Consider the following 19,892-nt stretch of genomic DNA (forward strand, 5'->3'; position numbering starts at 1 on the left):
AATTCTCTGATGAACACCTTATTCCCTGACCAGAAAAGCAGCATTGCCGAGCAATGCATGCGTTGCCTGCTGACTGCGCTCGATCTTAGTCAACCGCCCTTGTCGGACGGTCGAGTGACTTGTTGCGGATGTGTTTCGATAGGTAATAGGTACTTGTAGCTAGCCAGCGCGGCCGCCTCGTCCTTCGTATATCAAACAGAGATGGATTTTGTAGTATTCGTTGGCGTTTTTTGTCCATATTGATATTTCAATAATGAATCTATATCGTCTTCTGCTAGCGTTGGCGTGGTCTTGTTAAAGACAACTCAATACTGGTCTATGCAAAACGGGAGACGGATATGTTTTTGAGAAAATTTTTTCTTCTGGTGATGTTGTCAGTGGCATCTTCTGTTGCTGGTGCGGCAGGGGCGGTTAACGGGAAAACACTGAACATCGCAGTATCTCCTGCTTCACCTCCTATGCTTTTCAAGAGTGGGGACGGTAAAGTTCAAGGTATCGATCTTGATCTTTTTTTATCTTACTGTAAATCGAGAAACTGTAAGGTGAAACTCATGGAATACTCATGGGATGGTATGTTGGGTGCTGTGGCCAGCGGCCAAGCAGATGTAGCTTTTTCAGGGATATCCATTACAGAAAAGCGCAAAAAAGTCATGGATTTCTCCGTTCCTTACTATGCTAACTCATTTAATCTCGTAAGCATGGCAAACCGTAATATTGAACTGAAAGACCTTAAAAGTTTGAATAAATATTCTATCGGGTTTCCGCGTGGCATGGCTTACGCCGACCTTATTAAATCAAATTTGGAGCCTAAAGGTTATTATTCTTTGAATAAAGTAAAACTTTATCCATCTTATAATGAAGTGCTTACCGACCTTAGAAACGGAAATCTTGACTTGGCCTTTATTGAGGACCCAGTTTACTTTGATTATAAAAATAAGAAAAGAATGCCGATTGAAGCACGGTATGTATTTAGAAACGTGGACCATCTTGGTTTTGCTTTCAAGAAAGGCTCACCCGTGCGCGATGATTTTAATGCTTGGATGAATGATCAGGGTGCGGAAAAAATATCTGCTGTTATCGATAAGTGGATGAAGTAGCACGTATCTAATGACAGGCGCACCTATGACTGATGTTATCAACGTGCTGTCTTTTCTACTGCAAGGTATCAGCAATACGTTGATAGTAACGTTTACTTGCTTTGTGTCTGCACTGTTTACAGGACTCACGGTCGCTGTTATACGGCGACTGAATTTCCAGATTGTTACTCCACTTCTAGACGTTTCGGTGTACCTGTTTCGTTGTATCCCAATACTTATCCTCGTTTTTCTTGTTTATTTTGGCCTTTCGTCTAAAGGAATCTCTCTTTCTCCCCTTATTGCGATGAATATCAGCGTCGCTTTGGTCAGCGGAAGTTACCTAGCAGAAGTATTTCGCGGAGCGCTTGGACTGATAGAACGTACCGAAATAGAAGTGGCAGAAACGGCGGGACTCAGTCATTTTCAGAGAATAAGAAGTATTGAGTTACCGCAGATGTTTCGTTTTGCTGTTCCTGGGATCCTCAATGAATTTTCATCGATACTGAAAGCCTCTCCTTTCGCCTATACAGTTGGTATTACTGAAATGACGAAACAAGCCATGACTCTGACGGTGGTGACTATGAACGGGCTAGCCGTATATTCGATCACCGGAATACTTTATTTTATTATTTATAAATTTTCTGCGTCAGTGGCTGGAATGCTTGAAAATAAACTACACATATCAGGCAATGAGCTGAACGAAAGAAGAGTTAAAACGCATGACATTAATAAAATTAAGTAACATCAGCAAGTCGCTTGGCCACAGAAAAGTCCTGGACAATATCAGTATCACGATAAATCCTGGAGAAGCAAAGGTTATTATGGGGCCGTCGGGTTGTGGTAAAACAACGCTGCTGCGTTGTCTGGCAAAACTTGAAGTTCCGGATTCAGGCGAGATATTTTTTCATGGCCAGAACATTTATGACGATGTATTCAACGTACTCGGATTCAGAAAGAAAGTCGGATTCGTTTTTCAGAATTACGCGTTATACCGCCATCTCAACGTGATCGATAATATTACGCTGGCACTCAGGCAGGTATTTGGTATGTCCGCAAAAGAAGCCAGAAATAAGGCATTTTGCGAGCTCGAGAAGCTGGATATGACAGCACACAGCACGAAGTATCCCTCCCAGCTTTCCGGTGGTCAACAGCAGCGTGTGGCCTTGATTCGGGTACTGGTGACCGATCCTGAAGTTGTTATTTTTGACGAACCAACATCGGCTTTGGATCCGCTGATGACGCGTGAAGTAGGCTCTCTTATCAGGCAAATCCAGAGCCGCCATGTGACAATCCTTTGCGTCACTCATGACGTGCGCCTTGCTCAGATGCTTTGCGACAGGGTGATATACCTCAGTCGCGGCCGTGTATGCGCAGAAGGAAGCCCGGATGAGCTTTCTACATATGGCGCAAGTGATGAAATCCGCAGTTTTTTTGGGTAAATGTAGATGCTGGCAGGATGGGAAAATTTTATGGGCGACCTCCAGGAGCAGTTCCCGTTGGTGCTGGATGGTGTAAAAAAAACACTGTTACTGGCGCTGACGGTCTCCTTAACCGGTTTTTTGTGGGGCATAGTCATTTTTTTTCTCAGCATCAGCCACCATCCAGTGATTAAAAGGCTGACGAAGATTTATATGGATTTTTTTATCGGTACGCCACTGATAATTATACTTTTTGTTATTTATTATGGCCTGCCTCAAACCGGCATACATCTTTCACCTTTCAACGTCGCGTTAACCGGATTTACTCTGAATGTGGGGGCTTACAACGCCGCTTATATGACAACAGCTTTCAACGCCATAGCCCCGTCCCAAGCTGAAACCGCGACGGTGCAGGGATTTACCCGGTGGCAGGTTTTTCGTCTGATTTTATTACCGCAGGTTCTCCTTGCTTCTGTGCCGGCGTTGACAAATCAGGTGGTCAGCAATATTAAAGACAGTACAGTGGCATTTCTCATACAATATCCTGAATTTTTTGCCCGTATTCAGGAGGTTGCCGCAGCGGATTTTGAGTTTTTCAAAGCTTATTTGTTTGCAGCAATCGTGTACCTGATACTTATCACCACGATCATTATCTTAGTCAAGGCAGCAAAGCATTGCTTTATAAGTCGGTAGAATAGAATTCCCGTGGGATATTGTGGCGCGTCTCCAACTTATTCAAGCATGAGCAAAATGCTAAACATGTCCCATATTGGGGTTGTACACCGGAACCACCCAAAATTCTGCAAACGCCTCTTTTAAATGATCTAAGGTAGGCAGGATCGACACCGATCCGGTCATAGATACGTTGCTCAGGGTCAGCAAGAGCCATCAATCGGCAACACTCACCCAATGCTCGAATAACACCCCACTGAGCACTGTTAGTATCCTGAAACTCATCCAGGACGATGACCGGATACATTATGCTTATCAGGCTTCGGATACGTACGCTGCCGTGCAGGAGTTTTTCCACATAGGGCATGTACAGGTCGAAGCACGCACGCCCTGGCTTCGTATGCAAGCCGTACCTGTTCGGTCTCCTCGACCACTCTTTTAGCCGCCTGCTGCAGGTGTTTGAGGCTTTTGGCTTGAAAGTTAAAGCGAATTGAAGAGAGCGCAACAGCCTCTTCAGCAGGCGTGAGAATACTCAAGCACCGTGGTAACCCGACGAAGTAACCATGTATCTTGAGAATTCACCAAAACCGAAGGAGTAGTACGTTTCCACATCAATGCGTTTCTGCTGTGCAGGAAGGAAGGTTCCGCTCATACTCAATGGCTGCGACGACGCATGAAATCGTTGCACGGGCAAAGCTGAGGAACAGAATGCTTTGGCCGGACCAAAGGTGCTTTTCGACGATCTGTGCTGCCTTCAGGATGGAGATGGTGGTCTTACCAGAACCTGGTCCACCAACGATAAGAAGATGTCCATCTGCCGCAATGACATCTTGTTGACCTTGCGTCAACTGCATTGATCTAGGCTTCCTGGGATGCAACGGCTGCTTGCGTTGCCCGGAGCGGGGATTCACATGCTGCTTTCAACTTCAAGGCGACATCGCACAGCCACTGAGGAATTTCGGCACAACCGCTTTTGCGTGTCCACACGCAGTGTCCAAGTGTCCAGCACGGCCTCTGAGCGATGCTTGCTCAGCAGATGCGTGGCATCGTTAATGAAGGTCACGCGACTCGGACCATGCATGTCCATTGATGCATGGCATCACGCATGGAATGAGCCCGACGGATAGACAATCGCCACACTCCACCAATGGAGTATGTCGCGATTGTCAACACGGCATCACTGGGCAACACGCAGAACATTTCTTCACGTGCTCCTACAGAGCCACACTCCGCGGGTGAACATCTCTGTGGAATCTCCCTAGTCACTGGCTCGGAAAACACATGTGTATTCATGGTGCATCGGTGTGTATCACACCAATCCGATGACTAATGTTTAGTCTGCACTTTACTGATCATTAAAGATGCAGCTCGAATCCAATCTCAACACCTCCAACCAGACACAGTCATCCAGGTAGGACCTCAACTCGGTCTAGCTGCTTTGCAAGCCATTGAGTGACTCATCAATGATTTTTGCGCTGTATCGCTGGAACTATGCCGCCCGAATGCAATACCGGCACCTCATGCATACCTGGCTTGCTAGCACGAGGTACTGGTTCTCAATGCACTGACGCTTTGAGGTACGTGCTGATACCGTCTAGGAGCATCTGCACCGAGATCGCCACCAGCAACATACCCATCAACCTCTCCAGGGCTGCCAGCACACGATGGCCTAGCAGTTTGTACAAGAAAGTCGCGGAAAATAAGATCGCTGCAGTTGCTCCCCAAGCCAGCAACAGCGCCAAGTTCCAATCCCACAACCGAGCCGGTTCGTTGCTCCCCATCAGCATCACTGCGGCCATGCCCGATGGACCAGCGACCAGTGGGATAGCTAATGGCACGATGAAAGGTTCGCCATCAGGGATTTCACCCATCAACCCTTCTGGCCGGGGAAAGATCATACGGATACCAATCAGGAACAAGACAATGCCTCCGGCAATCGCCACTGACTCTTGTCGCAAGTGCATCAGTTCCAATACGTACTTGCCACCCCATAGGAAACCAATGAGTACTATCAGCGCAATCAGCAATTCGCGCACCAGTACCACACGTTGACGTCGGACGGGCAATGGCTTGAGCACGCTGAGGAACACTGGGATGTTGCCCAATGGGTCAAGGATCAGGAACAGTAACAGCGCAGCAGACATAATCGTCATGGGATAGAACTCCAGATCACTCCACGGTGTAAACGCTCGATAAAAACAATGAATGTATGCAAGACAGATCGACGCATATTCCCGAGCATCGAAGTTGCCAGCTCCCTTCACTTCTTGGCCCTGGATACAAGCCCTGATCTGCTTACCACACCTGCAATTGGTTCGGTATACAGACGTATAACCCGGGTCCGCCGGGGATACTGCGCCAATTGCGGTCACCCTCTCTCCCAATAAGCTTGGCTCACCCCATCTGACGTTGGTCATGAAGATCCAAGCGATGTCAGCCTGTGGACGCAGCAGCGCCAGGAAAGTTTGACCGAACCGCAGCATTTGATCAGGTTCGGGTATCTATTGCGCGCCGATGCTGCTGGATCGGCCAGATCCGCTTGGCATCAAACTGAGCAAGCTCACGGCGCAGCACAGGATACCGTGAAATCTACCCAAGCCGCCCTACGAGATCTGCATAGACCCAGTCCCTCCGTCTGGGGAAGCATCGCTGCATACTCCAACGGATATCAAAACGATCAAAACGGAGCACGACGTAGCAGCACTTCAAGGACGACGACCACCTGGGAAAGATCACTGTAGACGCCGCAATCTCCGTTCACACTAGTCACCCACGTCACTCAGTCATCCAATACGCTTCCTACAACGCGTATGAACTCAAGGCTGATCAGCGTCGCTGACGATACGCTTGAGCTCACCAGATTCGAACAACTCCAAGATGATCTCGCAGCCACCGATCAATTCGCCATGGATGAACAGCTGTGGGAAAGTCGGCCAATTGGAGAAGCGTGGCAAGTTGGCACGAATCTCTGCTTCGGCAAGCACGTTCACAATATGCAGATGATGCGCGCCAGCGGCGAACAACGCCTGGGTGGCTCGGCTGGAATAACCACACATCGGAAAGTCACGGGTCCCTTTCATGAATAACACTAATGGATGCGCTTCGATTTCAGTCTGGATCCGCTCCATCACCAACATACGATTCTCCCAACGTGAGGCAGGTGCCCTGTCAGTCAGCTAGACTTCTACTACGCAGGGTACATTGTAACCTCCGTATTACTAACAACGTTCCACACCAAGCGAACAGAGTCTCCGATCCTATTTCCACCGCACCCTGGACCGTACCTGCCCATGCTCAGTTTGGAAAGGCATGAGGTGCACCTGCAATGCAGCAAGATGCATGACAGTGTTAAAAGAAAACCATGGCGACAGCAACGATGGCTAAATGGTTTCCAAATACATAGATACGAGGTGTGGTCAGGTTGCTTGTTTGAACTGGCCGTACAGGCCAGGAACCTCAACTACAGGAACGGCGCGTTGTATTCATCTGGTTCATACACTGGGTAGTAGCAAGCCTGTACTAGACACATGCACCATCATCCAGTAACACAGGCTTCACGCATTCACTTAGCCATTCGAGAGAACAACACCCATACTTGTGCCGATCTCTGCTTGGATCTCCTTAGCCCGGGAAACGTACAACACCATGGGACACTGGCGTAGCGCTGCCAGGCAAGGACACACCAACGGCTAGCGTGCAATCGCTGGAAACAGATGTATTTTCACACTGCAGGCCCAATCAAACGGGCTATCTGAAAGTATTTTAGACACCGGGGCATCAAGGCATTGCAACGGGCCGATACGCTGAGCTGTCCACCGGTCGCTAACACCACGTTAGGGACGTGAGGATGCCGCACAGGCATACCTCCGGGATACCTGCTCGGATAAACGCTCCAGCACCACAGCCACGCGCGTTTGATCCCCCAACACCGTACCCAAATGCTCCAAGGAAGCAACCAAACTCTCAGGTTGATCTGCACGTAGTGTGACATGACCGACTTTGCGCCCGTCGCGCGGCTGCTTGCCATAGTCGTGCCAATGGACGCCTGGGACGGCCAGTAGCGCATGTTTATCAGGCATGACACCCAACCAATTGAGCATGCAGGCATAGCCTCGAATCTCGGTGCTACCCAGTGGTAGGCCTAGTACAGCACGCAGGTGGTTTTCAAACTGCGAAGTTTCAGCCCCCTCGATCGTCCAGTGTCCGGAATTATGGACACGTGGTGCCATCTCGTTGGCCAGTAATCGGCCATCGTGGAGGAACATCTCTAGTGCGAACACTCCCACGTAGTCCAATCGCTCAGCCAATACGCACGCATAGGCCTCAGCCACAACCTGCAACGCTGGATCAACGGTCATTGGAGCCAAACTGACAGACAGCACGCCGTCAACATGCCAGTTCTCGGTCAGCGGCCAAGAACGAAACTGACCGTTACAATCGCGCACAGCGATGATGCTCATCTCACGCTGGAATGGCACGAAGGCTTCCAAAATCAGCCCTGTTATCTCGGCTTGCTCACCCAGCATGGCCCAAGCCACATCAACATCGGTCAGCGTCTTAATCCGGAACTGACCTTTGCCATCGTAACCAAGGCGACGGGTCTTGAGGATACATGGTGTACCAATCTTGACGATGGCCGCATCCAAAGCAGCGCGATTGCCGATGGCAGCAAAGTCCGGCACCGGGATCCCAAGATCACGAAACAAGGTCTTCTCACTTAACCTGTCCTGGGCTACCGCGAGCGCCTCTGGATTCGGATATACCGAGACGTGTTCTGTCAGTGTTTGCACACTGGCAACCGGGATGTTTTCAGAGTCAAAAGTGAGAACATCGACGCGATTCACAAAGTCACGCAACACAGTGCGATCATCGAAACGACCCACCCAAAGCGGCGCAATCTGCCCAGCACAAGCGTCAACAGTCTGATCAAACACACACACTCGCACCCCCAATGGGGGTGCAACCAACGCTAACATACGAGCCAGTTGCCCGCCTCCAAGAATACCGAGCGCGGTCATTGACGTGGATCTTCCGCAGCAATGACGTCGTCGGTCTGACGTTGGCGGAACTCCGCCAGCATCTGACGAATCACTGGATATTCGGGTGCCAACAGTGCCGTAGCGAAGAGCGCAGCATTGGCGGCACCGGCGTCCCCAATCGCGAACGTGGCCACTGGAATGCCAGCCGGCATCTGCACGATCGATAACAGCGAATCCAAACCATTCAGAGCCTTGGACTGTATTGGTACTCCCAACACTGGAACCACCGTCTTAGCCGCCAACATACCCGGCAGATGCGCTGCACCACCGGCCCCGGCAATGATCACACGCAAACCACGACATTCAGCCTGCTCGGCATAAGCAAACAGCCTATCCGGAGTACGATGCGCCGAAACAACCTTCACTTCGTACGCGACACCGAGGGCATCGAGCTTCTGTGCTGCGTGCTGCATCGTTCCCCAATCCGAGCAGGAGCCCATGACGAGGCCAACCAGAGGGGTGGATTGATTGGAGATCATGACCCTAACCTATCGCAAAGGCGTATTCTAGCCATCTTCCCAGTTAAGATCAGACGCTCCTAATGGATCGCAAATTGCTTGATTTACTGTGCTCTCCAGATACCCGTCAACCACTGTCCTTACTTGATAGTAAAGGGTTAGAGGCACTGAACCAGGCAATCGCCACCGGCACTGTGCAGCGAGCCGACGGGAGCATTCAGGATCAGTCATTACGCGAAGCCCTCCTCACTCGAGACCGCAAACAAGTGTTCCGAATCGAAGACGGTATTCCGGTGCTACTGTCCGAGGAAGCGATCGCTACGTTACAGATCGCCAACTTCCCCGACAAGTAAGGCAGGTCCGTGACCCAAATTGAAACACTATCACCGTCTATACCACCTATCCTGGCGTGCGCGTTGATGAAAATCTGAAAAATAAATCATTTTTCCAGAACCACGCACCATCCATTCAGCTTGATACGGATCAACCAGCACATACACGAAGATGAGAAGATGTCAGGCAACACGATATTGGTAGCAGCAGCCACAGCCTGATCTGGATCTAACCCACTTCCCTGAAATTTCTTCAGAAATCCAGTATCCACTGTCACCGCTATCGCGGCGTTCGTGCATATGATCGGTGGTACTGGGACCTGTATCCTCAACACTTGCAAAAATTTATTGAGTTGGCATCCAGCGCAGCATGCAAGGCACTACGATCGTGGCAATCATCCTGTTTGTCTGTACGACTGTGGTGATAAGCTAAGCAAACTTACATCCACGCTCTTGTCGTACATACCCATGTACAGCGGTCGACTCCGCTAGTGATTGATATCCCCCCCCCCGTGAAGTAACTTCACGAACGACTGGAAACTGGTTACAGCAAGATATCGATCAACGCCACCACTATATACCCAGCCCGTGAGGCCAAATGCGGTGTGTTACCCAACCTATCTTCCCCTACGGAGCCAAGACGTCAATCGCTTTGATCAAGTACGGCATGACGTTTACTGCCCTCGTACCCCATCACACTTCACGCCGATAATCAAAACACCAATGGCAGTGTCAGTGCATCCTAGCGCATAGACCATCGCCGAGATCACGGTTTTAACATATGTTTGAGCCAATATGTCTGTGTCGCCTCTATCCAAGACTATCGATACCTGTCCCCACATTGATTCGCCTACTACCGATATGGTGCTGGCTATGCGCCTGGCCAGCTCTGGCCATCGAAGTCTGCGAATTGCCGCCACGTTACGGTTCTTCTCCTGCTGCACAAGCCATCGTACGTACTGCATGCGAGGAGCATCGACTCTGGCAACAACCGTTCATCGATCGTCAGGGGCGGATCGCCAGTCTCAGTGTCACAGAAGCCGAAAGCGACACGCTGGTCAATCAAGAACTCATTGCCTGGCAACGCGTAGCACTTTACTGGCGTGAGAGTGGTACCCTCGCTATGGTTAACAACGAGCCTGGATCCTCCAGCTGTGCCGCGCTGGACGGCAGCCGCTACACCGCCAATGATTGCCGTGCGTTCCTACTCGACACACCTTGGTCAGCAGCGTTTGTATCCTGGGTCATGACTCACGCCGGCCTCGCTGGATTCCCCAGCTCGCCAAGCCACATTGACTACATTCGCGCCAGTTACCTTGATGCTTCCGGGCCGTACCGTTTCGCCAATCCAGGCGTCGAGAAGCCAAAAACGGGAGACCTACTGTGCATGCTACGTGAACGTGACTTTCCGCTCGGCTATGCCGGCTTACGTGCCGCGCTAGACGCCGGTATCACCGATAATTGGCCCAGTCACTGCGACATTGTGGTTGCCACCAATGTCAACGATGACCACACGCTCTACCTAATTGGCGGCAATGTGTTTAATACGGTGATGATGCGCAAACTACCGTTGGATCGCAAAGGACGGCTGCAACTGTCAATACTGCAACAGAAAAACGAGGAGAAAGCCCCGAATCACAAGCAGAAATGCACCCCGGCACAGGAGAATCACTGTAATTTCAACCAGCGTGACTGGGCAGCATTACTGAAGCTTCGTCCTGATGCAGCCCTGGTACCACCTCAGGACGAAGTCGCCACGCCCCCCTCTACTATTGGGCCAATGCCTGTGCCTGCAAACCTCCCACAAGCCACACCACAAGAGTCGACTAAAACCATCGAAGAAAAATGACACCAATCGCAAACGAACTGCGCTCGAATGATGCACACCAAGCAACATTCAACAGAATGTCTCAACGGCAAGAGGAGGCGCTTCAACTTCTCTTGGCTGAGATCAGCCAACCTTGGGTAAAGCCAAATCCAAGTGCTGTAGACATCAATGTCGTTTAACACGTGCTTATGGGTCGTTTGAAGCTCGGTAAAAGTATTCACCATAGAATTGCCTTGGCTTGAAACTTTGAAAGCAATTTTCCATCGTCGTGCTGTCGTTGCAGTGATTCTTGGTACTCGTACTGGCAATCAGGCTGTACTACTTAAACCGTTGCCTCCGGATCACTCTATAAAACCAGTAGCACCAAGAGATAACCTACAAGAAAGAGGTTCATGTACTGACTCTGATTTTCCTGATCATCCAAGAAAAAACAGCATCTAAAATGTCTACTCATTCATTAATACTAAGCCAAATGAGGTAGGGCAAACATCCATTCTTTATAGGACATGATTGGTCTGAAACGGACATAGGGAAGCTCTCCTCATCCACGAGTCTGACTCGTTCAACCTTCATAACACGCTCTAAATGGGCAATACCAGGACACGGTAACACTCATTGTGCTGAGACGATGTCCCTGTGGCAGTGAGCGTATAAAGATCGCAGCAGAACGATTCGAGAAGGTCGAACACTGTTTTTAGGTACTCTGCCGGGGCCACGTAGCAACGTCAGTCCGACGAATCTGCAGGTACTCAACGCCATCTTGTATCTGACTAAGTATGGCGGCAAACGGTGTGACCTGCCCAAGCGCTTCAGCCACTGACAGAAGATCTACACAGGCATGAACCGATGGCGAAGTCAGAAGTGCTGGATCGAGCCTTCAAGCCACTCCAGCAAGCACAGGTCGAGCAGATAAAGATCCAAGCTACATCGCCGGATAATATCAATGTGAAGGCGCATCCGAACGGCATCAGCACTCCCACACACAGTTCGCCAGCTATCGGAAAATTCCTTCGCCAAGAACCATCTCCTCGTGGTGGACATGGGCGCACACCATCATCTGCTCTCTATCACCTGGATAAGCGTGCGATGTGCCGGAAGGTCGAAAGTGGCTCGGATCAACGAATCGCCTGTTGAACGTACTCATGGAATACATCTATGAAGGCCACCAAGCCTACCCATTGGTGTTTGAATTGAACTTCATTTCCATCATGCCACCACTGCACACGCGTATTTAGCCTTGGACATATGACTGCAAAGCGCCTGTTCCGTGGACCCAAGAGCTATATCGCTGCATATGCTCCAAACACGAGAAGCTCAATGTCATGTTTATCGCCTTCAACCTGCTTAACTCTGATTACGGATAATTTGCAATCATGTTAGCGGGCCCTAAACGGCTTGTTCAAAGAGCACCGTTATCATTCTGATGCCCAATGGATTGTAGGTAACGTACCAACAGATTCCTTAAACACCATCACATCGTGGCGATGTGCCCTTAGTCACGTCAAAAGTCATGGGAAAAGCATTACGGTTGGTGATCCAATCTCACTGGCTAATCAAACTTACTCCAGCGATTCGAGTGCAACGCGATGTCCACGCTCCTCCTGAATGGAAGCCACACTGTCGACATTCAGGGTAACGTTGTTTAAGTCCAACCATCAACACAACACAAACTACATGATCCGTCACTTCATAAGAAAGATTCGTACCCATCCTATTTCCACACCATCAAAACTCTAGTCACCCTGAATTTACTACTGCCACGAGATTGGCATATTAAATAAAAAGTTGAAATCCAGAGCAGCATGGAAATCTATTTCGTTAAGAATCATCCTCATTCATTGGCTCACGTTGTGTTTAGCAAATTCGTACAAATACCAAGATCATTATTGCCATAGAATAATTGAGTATTGGCTTTATTTTAAAATAGTGATGCAATGCATGCAGCAGTGCTGTGTTTCTCGATGAAATCACCTGTACGGCGTTGTGATCAAATAAGAGCACTGATATCAACTTTATAATATTAAAGCAAACTAGACCACTTCTATTCGTTTCGATGAACCACCAAGCTCCAATATATTTAAAGCATGGGGTCTACACAAAGCACACCTAATAGTTAGCGTTTGAGTGATGTTGTTATATTGATCACACTATTATCATAGCATCCAGCCTCACTAGGAGAAATCTTAGAAATGGCGTGGGAGCACCACCGAAAACGGTAAGCATATGGCAATCAATGCATCGAAAACATGCAGTTCCGGTTATGGCATGCTGTGAAATCGTACGCTCTCTCTTAAATGGAAAATATTAAAAGCTCACCTGAAGCCTCATCGGCTTCAGGTGAGTTAAATGCTGATGATCAGCCGTTTGGATATGCTCAGGGCATCTTTGAATGATGTTGCTCTGTCATAAGATTCGAAGACGGCCCTACACTATCCGGCAGTGAAACAGCAATATTCTCCATCATGCCCTGATCTTCATGATCAAGGATATGACAGTGCAAAACAAATTCTCCTATATAACGTTTATACCGGGTCCGAATTACAAATCGATAGAAATTTTTAGGATCTTTTTTCAAATCACCCGGTAACAAATTTGTTTTCACAAGGATGGTGTCCTTCCATTGACCTTTCAACCCTGAAAATTGCGTATCACCATCAGCCTCTACAACGCCAGGTTCACTAACATCCCTACCTTGTGGATCATAAATAGCTACGATCTGGAAAGGATTGACATGTATATGAAAAGGATGGCTAACACTATAGGAACGTAATTCCCACTCTTGCGCCTTACCTAAAGGCAAAGTCAAACCAACCTTATTAGGATCATAGATGAATAGCTTACTTGGCATATAGATACCATTCGTTTTTTCAACAGAAAAATCATGACTCAAGGCAAATATAGGATTATTTTTTTGATCCGCGCCAACAAAAAATACTAATTTTTGTTTTGCTTGACCGCGGACGTCATCTTCAGTGATGTCGCCCGGATGTGGCGTAAACTTTGTCAACAAGATTCCGTGGTGGTTGTCCTTCCCTTCAACGTGCGCGATATCTTTAACGATTTCTGCACGAACATTCTCTGGCATAAACTTCTCAGCTGACTTTGTTAACTTATTAACAAGTGTTGAGGTGATTGCATTTGTGGGGATATTCTCTTTTCCAGCAACGGATACAAAGCCCAATAGACTCTGGGCTGAGGATTCGCTGTTGATACTACCCGCTTTCGGTTGTTGAGGTTGTATCATGCAATATCCACCTGCAGAAGGAAATATCGTTAACAAATCATAACGATATCCAGGTTGGAGAGTCACTTTTTCACTCGTGATAGTATGACTCATTGTCAATCCATCGGCTGCCACTATCTGGAAAGGAATAGTTTCTCCAGAGCAAAGCTCCTCGACTAAACGCGCTGCATCCTGCTTCTTTAAATTACCTGTGTAAGCGCGCTTATGTAATTCATTCAAGTTAATCTTAGGATTTATTTTCCGAAATGTCAGATTAATTGTTTCACGCACACCTGCATGGATAAGTCTCCAGCGCTCCACATCACCCACTTGTGACTTAAACGTTGGTAATACAATGCCGTTGATACTTGTCCAACGACCGGAAGCGGGCCATGTACCCGGCCCAAACTGATCATAAGATTCAATGACACCAGTTTCTCCTGGATTACAACTCCAGTTAATTTTTCCATCCTGTGTGCGTTTTAATTTTCCATCTTTACCCTGACATGCATAAGCAATCTGTTGGAAAAGCACAGTATGTTCTTTGTACGATTTCCCTGTATCTGGATCAATCAATAAGGTACTTAAATCCCCATTCGAGGTTGGAGTTGGCTTACGATTACCACGTATAATCAAAGCGCCTGCCATACCGCTAGATACTTGCAAAGCAGTAGAGCCATGGCGGTGAGAATGGTACCAGAAAGTCCCTTCTGGAATATCATTAGAAAGGTCATACTGATACTCGAAGTTAATCCCTGGATTGATTGACAGGAGGACATTATCGCTGTTACCAGTTGGACTGATCCATAATCCATGAGCATGCAAATTAGTTCCATTGAAACAATGGGGTTTATCCGCCAACTTATTGGCTGTAGTTTGTTGTTGCATTACATGGCTATTCAGACAAGTAGCATCAGCGGGTAAATTGTTTTTTAGTAAAATACGAACAGTATCACCAGGATGAGCCTCGATTTGAGGAGCTACAAACTGATTAACTTCGGTGATGCGTTTATGATTGCTATCTTCGCCAGTATATCCGCGCAAACGAACTTTTTGAAACCTGTTCGATGAGGGATCATAAATTTTACCGTTAACATACCCAATATTTAATACATAATAAACATCTTTGTGATTATTTGGCGACTTGTCGACACCGAAATGATTCTCAAGGATGCTTCTAAGAGTGGCACTTAGGGGGGGAGGATCTGAGAATAAAAGAGATTCAAATGTATCTTTCCGATTCTTCGCCACATCATCTGGAATTTCTCCAGCCATAGTATGTAACGAAATAAAAAGACTAATGATCAATAATAAATTACGCAGATACAATGATAGAGTTTTCTTGGGAGTGTTCATTGTCTTAGGTTTTAAAGTAGTTTCAGTCAAAGTAATAATTAAATAACACCTCTATGAAAAATTCAGAATACTAGAAACTGTGTCCATTATTAATAACGTTATATTTTCATCTCGCCAATTTACTATGCTAATGTAAATTATAACACAGTAACTTGCAAGCATTTCCACACATATTCAGCTAAAGACATATGTAGAAATGAGTAATGAGTCTAAATAAGTAAAAATTTAGAGGCAATGCTAGCGAAAATATTTTCGTCTGAAAGTGCGGTGGTAGCGATGAATACGCGGAATCAAAGCATCTTCTCATTTCATAATGTTAGCATTTCTATACCATGATAGACAGCTAGAGTGACAATATGTGAATAATGCTATGTTTGAAATGACACTAAGCAGTGAATGAATAAAACCGGTAAGCAATTAAGGGGCTGGATTTATGAAATTTATCCGATTTTTATATTTATTATGTGTTAGTACTGGAATAAAGAACAATAATTGATAACCCATAACACACATCACATGAAAAACGAAAAAATCTTGTGCAATGTTCTTACACTTACGGATTAAAATCCGTCAACTTTGACATAGGGTTTCTCCTTGAAATGAATGAGCGGCGTGTTAGGGACGCAATTTAAAAGGACGAATATCAACACAGCAAGTCACGCCTTTTGAAACAACTAATATGCTATCAGGAGAATGGCTCAACAAGTGCTCTTGGCAATACCAGGAAATTTTACTCCCAGGCCAAGCAGCTGAATTTCACGTGCCAGAACCATCATGTATGTCTCAGCTATCATGCCAAATATGATTGCATACAACGTTTAACTTCCAATATATTTTCCACAACCTTTTACTCTCAAAGGTATAAATAGATTGTTTGTTGTGCATCGATTACTTGTTGGCCCTAATTTTAGCGCTAAAAGATGTTGAAGTCGCTTGCTTTTTATATCATTCCATAAATAAGCTGCTATTGAATTATCGGCAAATCTCATCAATAAATTGAAGATTAAATTTCACATTATTTCTCAATGAATCATCGACGAAAACTATGAATATCAATTGCGTACAGCTAAACAACATCAACATTGATTTTATGTGATTGACACCTATTAATGCCTATACAAAAAACAGTCTGTTGGTTAGGTCTTAAACCTGATAGATTGAGAAATATTCCTAGAGTAATATATCTGACATCAACATCTGGAACACAATTAAAAATGAAACTCTCCCTTTTGAGGGATAACGACCATACAGGAATTAATCCTTAACGAATACAACACAAGCTGCAATAAGGAATCATTTGAAATTTTCTCATTATACTGGTTTCCCAATATCCAACATCAGCAGAACTACACGCCATACTCCATTCATGTTTCTGACTGTGACTGGCTAAAAAAACTCCTAGGGATATCACATTCCATTATGAGAAGTGGCTATATATTTTCCAAATATTGATCAAAGATGATCAGCATACATTTCCATGCTTCTTAATCACCTCACTGTAAATAGCCCCGCAGACCTCATCACACACTATCTATTTCAGAAAATCAAAGTAGCTCAAATCTCATAATGTACTAACTCGCTTAATCATTCACAGGATATGATCAACATCAGGTTGCACAGGAACAGATAAGAAGTACGATGATTGATCTATACATTGAGAAGATCGATCTACTAATAGTTACAAATGGATATGTAATATGAACCACGAATCCATCTTGTGATGATGAATCTATCGCAAGGTCATCGTGATGATCGCAGCAGCCGACTCTATCCAGACTGATAAGCACTGAGGCCAATACCGATCATCACGATACCAAGAATTATTGCCACCCCACACATGATCTCTCACCGGTCTCATAGCTAAGCATCTGCGGATAGATATACTTAGCCCTGGACCTAGATTAGGCCACCAAACCAGATCAGCAACCACAGCAAATAAAATTTAAGGCGTAACTTCCATCTGCGCCAAGATAGTTCTGGCCACAGTTTCATAATCCCCATTAAAGTGATGTGTGCCTGGTAAAGCGACGCGACGGCTTTGTTGTGGTAATGACGGACACAGCGTTTTTTTATCATCCACGCCGTAGATGCACACCGCGCTTGCAACTTTCAGTTTGACCATCTCTGGTGCAATCGGTATACCGCCATCGTCACTAGTAATCCAGTTGCTGACATGAAATTCATAGTTCGCGTATTTTCCTAACGACAGCAGCGCAGTCATACGGATCATCTGGCGAGTGTTCGAGGAAAGCCGATTGATCGCTGAAGGCAGCACATCTGCACCTTGTGAGAAGCCGACCAGCAACAGCCGGCTACGCTCCCAGTGGTGAGCATAGAAGCGTGCAATTCGGTCCAAGTCCTTGGCAAAATCTGCGGGAGTACGTTTGCTCCAGAAGTATCGTAGTGAATCCAAGCCCACAACTGGAATATCGGCATCGGCCAAATGTCCTGCTACCTTCTTGTCGATTTCGGCCCAGCCTCCATCGCCAGAGACAAAGATCGCGAAAGTGTCACTTTTCTTCTGTGCTTTACTCGGCACCTCCACCACGGGCAATCCATCCAGGTCGGCTGGTGGCGGCGGCAGAGTCACCCCTTTTTGAGCACCTAACACGCGTAGCGCCGCAGATAAGCCGGGCAACAGCAGATCACCACTTGGTCCACGCCTGATCTCACGCCCAATCGCCACTTTGCGAACGAACTCGCTAGTCACTTGTGCTGGACACTGCGCTGATGGCATCGTTATGACTAGCAAAGGCGTGGCAACCGGCGCCGGCTTGAGACGCTGATCGTTACCCACACCGGCCCCACAAATCGCATGAGCGGGTACCGTTACCGGACATAATCCATCGCTCACCACACCAGCAAGTATATTTTCAGGTGCCTGCGCAGCAACCGCATAGGCTAACCCCGAACCCTCGCCATCACTGACTAATAATGGCAGGCGATAAGTCTTATCTCGATAGTAAGCTTGCAGATAACGTGACAGATTCTCGACATCGCCCACGGAAAATGCACAACGTCCAGGATTAGCAGCAAGCACCTTATACAAACGCTTATACAAACGCGTAGTATCGACTAGCGCAACCATCGCCCCATCCTGTCGTAACACTTCAGCCTGACGTGCACGCTGATCCACATGCCGAGCATCACCGAACCAGATCACCACGCGCTGTGGCTCACCATGCGGACGCAGGACTTGGATCTGTTCGAACCGGCCGTGCGTGATCTTCTCTGGCCTAGATTCGGCTGCGACGGTACCCGCTAAGGCAAGTAGAGCAATGCTCTGTAAGATTGACCGGATTTTAGATTGTTGCATGCATTCACACTTTAGGAACAAGGTTACTAAAGATACCCGATACCACATGCGATGAAAGCAAATGGATGCAACAATGAATGGACTTAATCGATAGCACTGTTACCACTCGATTGAGGTAGCCTTTCGGGTCTTCAAACGTAAATGGCATTAAGATACTCACCGAACCATCGATATTCCATTATGCTCCCAGTTCAAGTGATATCGGCACCCGTGGTGCAGGGTTTGCATGAGCCAACAGCTATGCTTGGCTAAAAGAGGTATCAGGTTCACCCTGAAGCACAATGCAGATTTAGTCTGCAGCAGATCGCTACATCCAGCAGCGTAGCGGAACACACTACGTTGCCATAGTAATCACATCCCAACCTCGCGGTCATGCAACAGGACAACACCAACATAACCGATGCCATGATAGTAGATACTCAAGAAGATTAATGTTATGGGCAACCATTCCTCTGGATGCTCGAGCCTCATTGGCAATGGTAGCTTGTATATATCCAGGAATGTATTTAACCAACCCAGCAACCAGCTGCTATCGATGTGATAACAAGTTGAATCTTGAAGTTTAGAATCTTTATAAACACTCCCATGTATCAGCCAATCGGCTTAATTCAGAAGTCAACGACAGACTGCATGTCGCCAATCATCAAGAATATCGTGTGCTTTCGCTTCTGCAAGGATGGACGCTGTAAACGATACAAATCGAGGTGCCATCCTTGTCTTCTAAAGTGCGTTGCAACTTATCGGAAATGAATCCAACGTCAATGAACGCTGAGAAGCTGCCAAGGTTCTTGTCACTACACAAGGCAATGCACCTGAATTCCTTGAAGGCACCGAAAACGGTATCGATCAAGTAGCGCTATCAATCAACCTTCACACCCATACACAAACGCAATCTATCCTAGATCACTCTCAACTCACCACACTAGCGCGCACCACGATAACCCACTCTTGCAGACTGATAGTGCCCTTACACTGCCTAGGTATCACGGTGAGTTTCACCAGGATACCCAACATATCAGTTGGCTCTGCATCCTGGCCGTGTCGATTCACTTTAGCGATTCCAAGATCGACCATAACATCTTCCATATGGGCATTCCGTTCATCACATCAAATAGGGGGGACACCTCAATCCTGATCAACTTTCTACGAACGCTTGGAGGAATTGTTCCATATA

15 protein-coding genes are annotated in these 19,892 nt (G+C 47.1%); 7 read left to right on the top strand and 8 right to left on the bottom strand.

The genetic code is table 11. The features are described 5' to 3' along the window. Nucleotides 1-338: 338 nt before the first annotated feature. The 4 genes from PLS229_RS10525 to PLS229_RS10540 are packed head-to-tail and all read left to right on the top strand — an operon-like array spanning nt 339 to nt 3,187. Nucleotides 339-1,097, top strand: coding sequence for a transporter substrate-binding domain-containing protein (locus PLS229_RS10525; RefSeq protein WP_038271262.1), 759 nt, complete (start codon nt 339-341; stop codon nt 1,095-1,097). Between the two features lie 25 nt (nt 1,098-1,122). Beyond that, nucleotides 1,123-1,818 carry an amino acid ABC transporter permease gene (locus PLS229_RS10530; protein WP_038271261.1) on the top strand — a complete coding sequence of 232 codons (696 nt, stop codon included), beginning with the start codon at nt 1,123-1,125 and terminating at the stop codon, nt 1,816-1,818. After that, entirely contained in the window at nt 1,796-2,515 is a 720-nt protein-coding gene (locus PLS229_RS10535) for an amino acid ABC transporter ATP-binding protein (protein WP_038271260.1), read from the top strand. Before PLS229_RS10530 ends, PLS229_RS10535 begins: the two co-directional genes overlap by 23 nt. A gap of 6 nt (nt 2,516-2,521) precedes the next feature. Beyond that, a complete protein-coding gene (locus PLS229_RS10540; protein ID WP_038271259.1) occupies nt 2,522-3,187 on the top strand; it encodes an amino acid ABC transporter permease in 666 nt (221 codons plus the stop codon). On the opposite strand, the gene PLS229_RS12320 is transcribed toward PLS229_RS10540, so the two are convergent. The 6 genes from PLS229_RS12320 to purE form a co-directional block, all read right to left on the bottom strand. Then, entirely contained in the window at nt 3,174-3,533 is a 360-nt protein-coding gene (locus PLS229_RS12320) for a UvrD-helicase domain-containing protein (RefSeq protein ID WP_268746647.1), read from the bottom strand. The genes PLS229_RS10540 and PLS229_RS12320 overlap by 14 nt on opposite strands. A gap of 244 nt (nt 3,534-3,777) precedes the next feature. Further along, nucleotides 3,778-4,020 (bottom strand): UvrD-helicase domain-containing protein, encoded by a 243-nt coding sequence (locus PLS229_RS12005; RefSeq protein WP_051482315.1) that lies wholly within the window; start codon nt 4,018-4,020, stop codon nt 3,778-3,780. A gap of 702 nt (nt 4,021-4,722) precedes the next feature. Next, nucleotides 4,723-5,319, bottom strand: coding sequence for a YhgN family NAAT transporter (locus PLS229_RS10550; RefSeq protein ID WP_038271287.1), 597 nt, complete (start codon nt 5,317-5,319; stop codon nt 4,723-4,725). Nucleotides 5,320-5,982: 663 nt separating this feature from the next. Then, a complete protein-coding gene (gene grxD / locus PLS229_RS10555) occupies nt 5,983-6,303 on the bottom strand; it encodes a Grx4 family monothiol glutaredoxin (RefSeq protein WP_038271257.1) in 321 nt (106 codons plus the stop codon). Nucleotides 6,304-6,999: 696 nt separating this feature from the next. After that, nucleotides 7,000-8,184 (bottom strand): 5-(carboxyamino)imidazole ribonucleotide synthase, encoded by a 1,185-nt coding sequence (locus tag PLS229_RS10560; protein ID WP_038271256.1) that lies wholly within the window; start codon nt 8,182-8,184, stop codon nt 7,000-7,002. Then, a complete protein-coding gene (purE, locus tag PLS229_RS10565) occupies nt 8,181-8,684 on the bottom strand; it encodes a 5-(carboxyamino)imidazole ribonucleotide mutase (RefSeq protein WP_038271255.1) in 504 nt (167 codons plus the stop codon). Before purE ends, PLS229_RS10560 begins: the two co-directional genes overlap by 4 nt. Before the next feature lie 62 nt (nt 8,685-8,746). Here purE and PLS229_RS10570 point away from each other — a divergent pair, with 62 nt between their 5' ends. The 3 genes from PLS229_RS10570 to PLS229_RS10580 all read left to right on the top strand — a co-directional run bounded on the left by PLS229_RS10570 (nt 8,747) and on the right by PLS229_RS10580 (nt 11,957). Continuing rightward, complete coding sequence (locus PLS229_RS10570; RefSeq protein ID WP_038271254.1) at nt 8,747-9,016, top strand: Trm112 family protein; 270 nt, start codon at nt 8,747-8,749, stop codon at nt 9,014-9,016. A 760-nt stretch (nt 9,017-9,776) separates the two neighbouring features. Beyond that, complete coding sequence (locus tag PLS229_RS10575) at nt 9,777-10,844, top strand: DUF2272 domain-containing protein (protein ID WP_081755437.1); 1,068 nt, start codon at nt 9,777-9,779, stop codon at nt 10,842-10,844. Nucleotides 10,845-11,669: 825 nt separating this feature from the next. Beyond that, nucleotides 11,670-11,957, top strand: a complete 288-nt coding sequence (locus PLS229_RS10580; protein WP_051482314.1) for a hypothetical protein — start codon at nt 11,670-11,672, stop codon at nt 11,955-11,957. 1,240 nt (nt 11,958-13,197) lie between these two features. On the opposite strand, the gene PLS229_RS10585 is transcribed toward PLS229_RS10580, so the two are convergent. Both PLS229_RS10585 and PLS229_RS10590 read right to left on the bottom strand, forming a co-directional pair. Next, complete coding sequence (locus PLS229_RS10585) at nt 13,198-15,432, bottom strand: multicopper oxidase family protein (RefSeq protein WP_230428249.1); 2,235 nt, start codon at nt 15,430-15,432, stop codon at nt 13,198-13,200. A gap of 1,912 nt (nt 15,433-17,344) precedes the next feature. Further along, on the bottom strand, nt 17,345-18,718 hold the full coding sequence (locus PLS229_RS10590) for an AcvB/VirJ family lysyl-phosphatidylglycerol hydrolase (RefSeq protein ID WP_038271253.1): 1,374 nt from the start codon (nt 18,716-18,718) through the stop codon (nt 17,345-17,347). Nucleotides 18,719-19,892 lie beyond the last annotated feature (1,174 nt).

This window comes from Xylella taiwanensis, assembly GCF_013177435.1.
GTDB lineage: Bacteria > Pseudomonadota > Gammaproteobacteria > Xanthomonadales > Xanthomonadaceae > Xylella > Xylella taiwanensis.

Coding starts and splice junctions, on each gene's coding strand:
- PLS229_RS10525 (WP_038271262.1), top strand. CDS start 339: ATGTTTTTGAGAAAATTTTTTCTTCTGGTGATGTTGTCAGTGGCATCT.
- PLS229_RS10530 (WP_038271261.1), top strand. CDS start 1,123: ATGACTGATGTTATCAACGTGCTGTCTTTTCTACTGCAAGGTATCAGC.
- PLS229_RS10535 (WP_038271260.1), top strand. CDS start 1,796: ATGACATTAATAAAATTAAGTAACATCAGCAAGTCGCTTGGCCACAGA.
- PLS229_RS10540 (WP_038271259.1), top strand. CDS start 2,522: ATGCTGGCAGGATGGGAAAATTTTATGGGCGACCTCCAGGAGCAGTTC.
- PLS229_RS12320 (WP_268746647.1), bottom strand. CDS start 3,533: ATGCCCTATGTGGAAAAACTCCTGCACGGCAGCGTACGTATCCGAAGC.
- PLS229_RS12005 (WP_051482315.1), bottom strand. CDS start 4,020: ATGCAGTTGACGCAAGGTCAACAAGATGTCATTGCGGCAGATGGACAT.
- PLS229_RS10550 (WP_038271287.1), bottom strand. CDS start 5,319: ATGACGATTATGTCTGCTGCGCTGTTACTGTTCCTGATCCTTGACCCA.
- grxD (WP_038271257.1), bottom strand. CDS start 6,303: ATGTTGGTGATGGAGCGGATCCAGACTGAAATCGAAGCGCATCCATTA.
- PLS229_RS10560 (WP_038271256.1), bottom strand. CDS start 8,184: ATGACCGCGCTCGGTATTCTTGGAGGCGGGCAACTGGCTCGTATGTTA.
- purE (WP_038271255.1), bottom strand. CDS start 8,684: ATGATCTCCAATCAATCCACCCCTCTGGTTGGCCTCGTCATGGGCTCC.
- PLS229_RS10570 (WP_038271254.1), top strand. CDS start 8,747: ATGGATCGCAAATTGCTTGATTTACTGTGCTCTCCAGATACCCGTCAA.
- PLS229_RS10575 (WP_081755437.1), top strand. CDS start 9,777: ATGTTTGAGCCAATATGTCTGTGTCGCCTCTATCCAAGACTATCGATA.
- PLS229_RS10580 (WP_051482314.1), top strand. CDS start 11,670: ATGGCGAAGTCAGAAGTGCTGGATCGAGCCTTCAAGCCACTCCAGCAA.
- PLS229_RS10590 (WP_038271253.1), bottom strand. CDS start 18,718: ATGCAACAATCTAAAATCCGGTCAATCTTACAGAGCATTGCTCTACTT.